Source organism: Streptomyces sp. SID4985 (genome assembly GCF_009863025.1).
GTDB lineage: Bacteria > Actinomycetota > Actinomycetes > Streptomycetales > Streptomycetaceae > Streptomyces.
The window spans coordinates 1-5,338 of the sequence record NZ_WWIR01000607.1; the positions used below are offsets into that span (position 1 = coordinate 1).

Consider the following 5,338-nt stretch of genomic DNA (forward strand, 5'->3'; position numbering starts at 1 on the left):
GGTGCGCCAGATCGTCCGCCGCGCGGCGCGCGGCGCGTACCGGCACGGCGTCCAGCGCGTCGCCCCGGTGATCCGGCGGATGGGGGAGCTGTGACGGACCCGGCCCCCACGACCACCTCTCAAGGAGACTCCATGTCCGACCCCGAACCCCAGGACGGCACCTCGCCGCGCCGGGTGCTCGCGGTGATCCCCGCGCGCGGCGGCTCCAAGGGTGTGCCCGCGAAGAACCTGGCGCCCGTCGGCGGGGTGCCGCTGGTGGCCCGCGCCGTCCGGGAGTGCCTCGCGGCGGCGCACGTCACCGACGTGGTCGTCTCCACCGACGACCCGGCCATCGCCGCGGCCGCCCGCGCCGCCGGTGCCGATGTGGCGCTGCGCCCGGCCGCCATCGCGGGGGACACGGCCACCTCCGAGGCCGCCGTGCTGCACGCCCTGGACGCACACGAGGAACTCCACGGCACCACCGTGGACGTGGTGCTGCTCGTGCAGTGCACCAGCCCGTTCGTCGCCCGCGAGGACGTCGACCGGGTGGCCGCGGCCGTCGCGTCCGGAGCCGCCGACACGGCGGTCACGGTCGCCCCCTTCCACGGCTTCGTCTGGCGCGACGGCGACGAGGCCGCGGGAGACGGCTACGCCAACGAGGCTGCAGGCGAAGGCGGTTACGGCGTCAACCACGACAAGTCCGTACGTCCGCGCCGCCAGGACCGCCCCCAGGACCTGCTGGAGACCGGCGCCGCGTACGCGATGGACGTGGCGGGCTTCCGTACCCACGGCCACCGCTTCTTCGGCCGGACCGAACTCGTCCGCACCGACCCGGCCCGCGTCCTGGAGATCGACGACCCGCACGATCTCGCCCGCGCCCGCGCCCTCGCGCCGCTCCTCGACACCGAGCGGCCCGGCGCCCTCCCCACCCACGACGACATCGACGCCGTGGTCCTCGACTTCGACGGCACCCAGACCGACGACCGGGTGCTGATCGACTCCGACGGACGGGAGTTCGTCTCCGTGCACCGCGGGGACGGACTCGGTATCGCGGCCCTGCGCGACAGCGGCCTGAAGATGCTGATCCTGTCCACGGAACGCAACCCGGTGGTCGCCGCCCGCGCCCGGAAGCTGCGGCTTCCCGTGCTGCACGGCATCGACCGCAAGGACCTCGCCCTCAAGCAGTGGTGCGAGGAACAGGGCATCGCGCCCGAGCGCGTGCTCTACGTCGGCAACGACGTCAACGACCTCCCGTGCTTCGCCCTCGTCGGCTGGCCCGTGGCGGTCGCGGGCGCCCACGACGCCGTACGCGGCGCCGCGCGCGCCGTCACCACCGTGCGCGGCGGCGCCGGTGCGATCCGGGAGGTCGCCGGCTGGCTTCTCGGATCCTCGCTCGAATCCCTCCCCAGGTAAGGAAACACCCTCACATGAGCATCAACTCCCGTATCCGTCAGCTTGGTTCGCGCGAGGTCGGCCCCGGCCGCCCGGTCTACGTCACCGGTGAGATCGGCATCAACCACAACGGCGACCTGGAGAACGCGTTCAAGCTCATCGACGCCGCCGCCGAGGCCGGGTGCGACGCCGTCAAGTTCCAGAAGCGCACGCCGGAGATCTGCACCCCGCGCGACCAGTGGGACATCGAGCGCGACACGCCCTGGGGCCGGATGACGTACATCGACTACCGCCACCGCGTCGAGTTCGGCGAGGACGAGTACCGGCGGATCGACGAGTACTGCGAGGAGAAGGGGATCGACTGGTTCGCCTCCCCGTGGGACACCGAGGCCGTCGCCTTCCTGGAGAAGTTCGACGTGCCCGCCCACAAGGTGGCCTCCGCCTCCCTCACCGACGACGAGCTGCTGCGCTCGCTGCGCGCCACCGGCCGTACGGTCATCCTCTCCACCGGCATGTCCACCCCGAGGCAGATCCGCCACGCGGTCGAGGTGCTCGGCAGCGACAACATCCTGATGTGCCACGCCACTTCGACCTACCCCGCGCAGGCCGAGGAGCTGAACCTCCGCGTGATCAACACGCTGGAGAAGGAGTACCCGAACGTCCCGATCGGCTACTCCGGCCACGAGACGGGCCTGCAGACCACGCTGGCCGCCGTCGCCCTCGGCGCCGTCTTCGTCGAGCGCCACATCACCCTCGACCGCGCGATGTGGGGCTCCGACCAGGCCGCCTCCGTCGAGCCGCAGGGCCTGACGCGCCTGGTCCGCGACATCCGCGCCGTCGAGGCGTCCCTCGGCGACGGCGTCAAGAAGGTCTACGACTCCGAGCTGGGCCCCATGAAGAAGCTGCGCCGTGTCACCGGCGTCGTCGCCGAGGCGGACATCGCCGCGGCGGCGGGCGAGCCGGTCACGGTCTGATCCCTCAGCCCGACACCCCTCCCGGGACGGTCCCCCACCGATGAGTTCCCCACACGCCCACACCCTCGCGTTCGTCGAGAGTCCCGTGCAACTGCTGAACGTACTGGAGTGGGCCCACGTCCAGGGCCTGGGTCCGGCAGAGGTCCGCGCCGCGGGCGCGGGTCCGGGCTTGCGCCCGGCTACGGGCTCGGGTCCGGCTGAGGGGGCGGCAACGGGTTCGTCGCTGGGCTCGCGCCCGGCGGCGGGTCCGGCCGTGGGCCCGCATCCGGCGGCGGGCCCTTCTCAGGGCGCACGCCCGGCGGGGCCCTACCCGGTGGGGGACCACCCTCAGGGTTCGGATCCGAAGGCGGCCCACGCGCAGGATTCGCCTCCTGCGACGGGTCCGGTCTCGGGCGGGCGCCGGGTGGGACCCCACGCGCAGGATTCGCTCCCTGTGACGGGGTCGGCCTCGGGCGCGTACTCGGAGGGCCACGCCCTGGACCCTCACCCGGAGGGGTCCCCCGACCGGGATTCCCGCTCGGCGACGGACGGCCCGGCCCTGGGGCCACACCCGGCGGGGGCCCCCGCGCAGTACCCGCCCTCGGCGACGGGGCCGGCTCTGGCAGCGACTTCGGCCCAGCACCCCGAGCCGGGAGTGCTCCCCAGGCAGTCCCTGTCCCAGGGCCCCGGAGGGGAAGCGCCCCTCACCCCCGAAACCGACCGTCCGCCCCGGCCCGCCCTGCTCCCGTCGTCCCCGGCCGGGCGGGGGCGGCGGTCTTCGGGGAGCGGGGGACCGGGGGACGCGGGGTCCGGCGTACCCGGGGAGGCCGCGCCCGGTCTGACCCTCGTCGTGCTCGCGCCCACCGATCCCATGACCCGGGGCCAGCTGCGGCGGATGGCCGATCTGGCGCGGGACGAGGGGTACCGGGTGCGCTGGGAGGAGGCGCGGGGCGGGGCGGGGGCGCCGTTGCAGACGATCGGGGCGCTGGCGGGGCCGTTGCGGCGGGCCGAGCGGATCGTCATGGGCGACCCGTTCTCCCGGTACGTGCAGCTCCTGCTGACCATCACCCGCGCCCGCGACCTGGTCGTCGTGGACGACGGGACGGCGACGATGGAGTTCGTCGCCCAACTGGCCCGGGGTGAAAGGCTGGTGCGCTGGCACCGCAAGGGCGGCCGCCCCGGCCCCCGCGATCTGCTCTTCGCCCCCGTGTCGGCCACCGCCCGCCGCAGGCTCACGCCGGTACCGGGCCGCCGCGTCGAGGTCTTCTCGGCGATGCCGGTGACGGAGACCCCCGAGGGCGTGACGGTCACCGCGAACGACTTCACCTGGACCCGCGCCCGCTTCGGACCGCCCCGCATCACCAAGGGCGCCGACCTGGTCGGCACCTCCCTGGTGGAGACCGGCGTGGTGGACGTGGACCGCTATGTGGAGGCCGTACACACCCTGGCCAAGACTCATGGCGCCACCCGCTACTTCGCCCACCGCCGCGAAAGCACCGCCAAGCTCCACCGCCTGGCGGGCGAGACCGGCCTGGAGATCGTCCGCCCCGACCTCCCCCTGGAACTGATCGCCCGCCGCGGCCCCATCGGCCGGACGATCCTCAGCTTCCCCTCCACCGTCGTCCACACCCTCCCCCTCGCCCTGAAGGGCACCGGCGTCCGCGTGGCCGTCTGCGACGTGGACCCCGACTGGCTCACGGAGAACGCCTCACCGCGCGCCCAGGGCTTCCTGTCGGGCGTGACGGGAACGGCCCGGGACGTGCACCGGCTGGCGTCGGTACGGATGGCGTAGGGAGGTCCCGCCCGGCTGTCAGTGGGTGCTGCGATGCTGCCCGGATGACTCCCTGGAACCTGCGGGACCTCGACCGGGCGCTGCGGACGAGCTGGGCCGCCGACACGTGCTCGCCCGACGACCTGCCCGACTGGCGCCCCGCCAACCCGGCCTGGGGACACTGCGACATCACCGCGCTGCTCGTCCACGACCTCTTCGGCGGCGAGCTCGTGGTCGGCGAGGTGCACCTGGACGGGGACCAGCACGGCTACCACTGGTGGAACCGGCTGGCCAACGGCATCGAACTCGACCTGACCCGCGAGCAGTTCCAGCGCGGGCAGACCATCACCACGCTCCGCGTCGTCGAGCGCCCGCCGGGCCCGGCGCTCCGCCGCTGGGCCGAGTACCTGTTGCTGCGCGAGCGCGTCGCCGCGCAGCTCGGCCCGCTGCCGGAGCCGATCTGAAGCACGGACCCCGGCTACTTCCGGGCCAGTACGAACCCCCGCGCCCGCTTCTCGTCCTCCTGCGGCTCCCGCAGCATCGTCGCCACGGGGGTGAGTCCCGCCTCGGAGAGCAGCCCGGCCATCTGCTCCGGGGTGCGCCAGTAGTAGTCGAGGTCGATGTCGTGGCCGAAGCGTTCGGCCAGATGGAGGTGGCCGGTGTCCGTACGGGCCTGGAAGGCCAGCAGGACGTGGCCGCCGGGCACCAGCGTGCGGCGGAAACCGGCGAAGACGGCGGGCAGGTGCGCGTCGGGGACGTGGATCGTGGAGTAGAGGGCGAGGATGCCGCCCAGGGTCCCGTCCGGCAGATCGAGGGACGTCATCGAGCCGACGTGGAACCGGATCCGGGGGTGCGCGGCGCGCGCGAGCGCGACCATCGCGGGGGAGACGTCCACCCCGAAGACCGGTACGCCCAGCTCGTGCAGATGAGCCGTGACATACCCCGGCCCGCTCCCCAGATCGGCCACCGGCTCCGGCCCGTTCGCCACCACCAGCCGGACGAACGACGCCACCAGCGCCTGGTCCAGGGGGTACGTCAACGAGGACGGGTACTCGGCGGAGTAGTCCTTGGCGATCGCGTCGTAGGAGGAACGGGTCGCATGCAGAAAGCCGGTGTGCGTCTCAGTCACGCCCCCGCACCCTACTCCGCCACCCCCCACCGACACCCCGGCAACCCGACCAGGCGCCACCCTTCACCAACCCACGCGCCCGACACAAAGCCCCCACCCCCACACGCCCCCCCC

The 5,338-nt window shown here is 73.6% G+C and carries 5 protein-coding genes; 4 read left to right on the forward strand and 1 reads right to left on the reverse strand.

Features of this window, described 5'->3' with window-relative positions:
• Positions 1-132: 132 nt before the first annotated feature.
• The 4 genes from GTW40_RS26080 (at position 133) to GTW40_RS26095 (ending at position 4,559) form a co-directional block, all read left to right on the forward strand.
• Positions 133-1,392: an N-acylneuraminate cytidylyltransferase gene (locus GTW40_RS26080; RefSeq protein ID WP_161182610.1), complete on the forward strand. Its 1,260-nt coding sequence runs from the start codon at positions 133-135 to the stop codon at positions 1,390-1,392.
• 14 nt (positions 1,393-1,406) lie between these two features.
• Positions 1,407-2,345, forward strand: a complete 939-nt coding sequence (locus GTW40_RS26085; protein WP_161182611.1) for an N-acetylneuraminate synthase family protein — start codon at positions 1,407-1,409, stop codon at positions 2,343-2,345.
• 718 nt (positions 2,346-3,063) lie between these two features.
• The gene (locus GTW40_RS26090; RefSeq protein WP_237525699.1) at positions 3,064-4,116 is read left to right on the forward strand and encodes a hypothetical protein; all 1,053 of its coding nucleotides are present in this window, start codon (positions 3,064-3,066) and stop codon (positions 4,114-4,116) included.
• Between the two features lie 44 nt (positions 4,117-4,160).
• Positions 4,161-4,559: a hypothetical protein gene (locus GTW40_RS26095; RefSeq protein ID WP_161182612.1), complete on the forward strand. Its 399-nt coding sequence runs from the start codon at positions 4,161-4,163 to the stop codon at positions 4,557-4,559.
• Between the two features lie 14 nt (positions 4,560-4,573).
• Here the strand turns inward: GTW40_RS26095 and GTW40_RS26100 are convergent, their stop codons facing one another.
• Positions 4,574-5,224, reverse strand: coding sequence for a class I SAM-dependent methyltransferase (locus GTW40_RS26100; RefSeq protein WP_161182613.1), 651 nt, complete (start codon positions 5,222-5,224; stop codon positions 4,574-4,576).
• Positions 5,225-5,338: the final 114 nt, after the last annotated feature.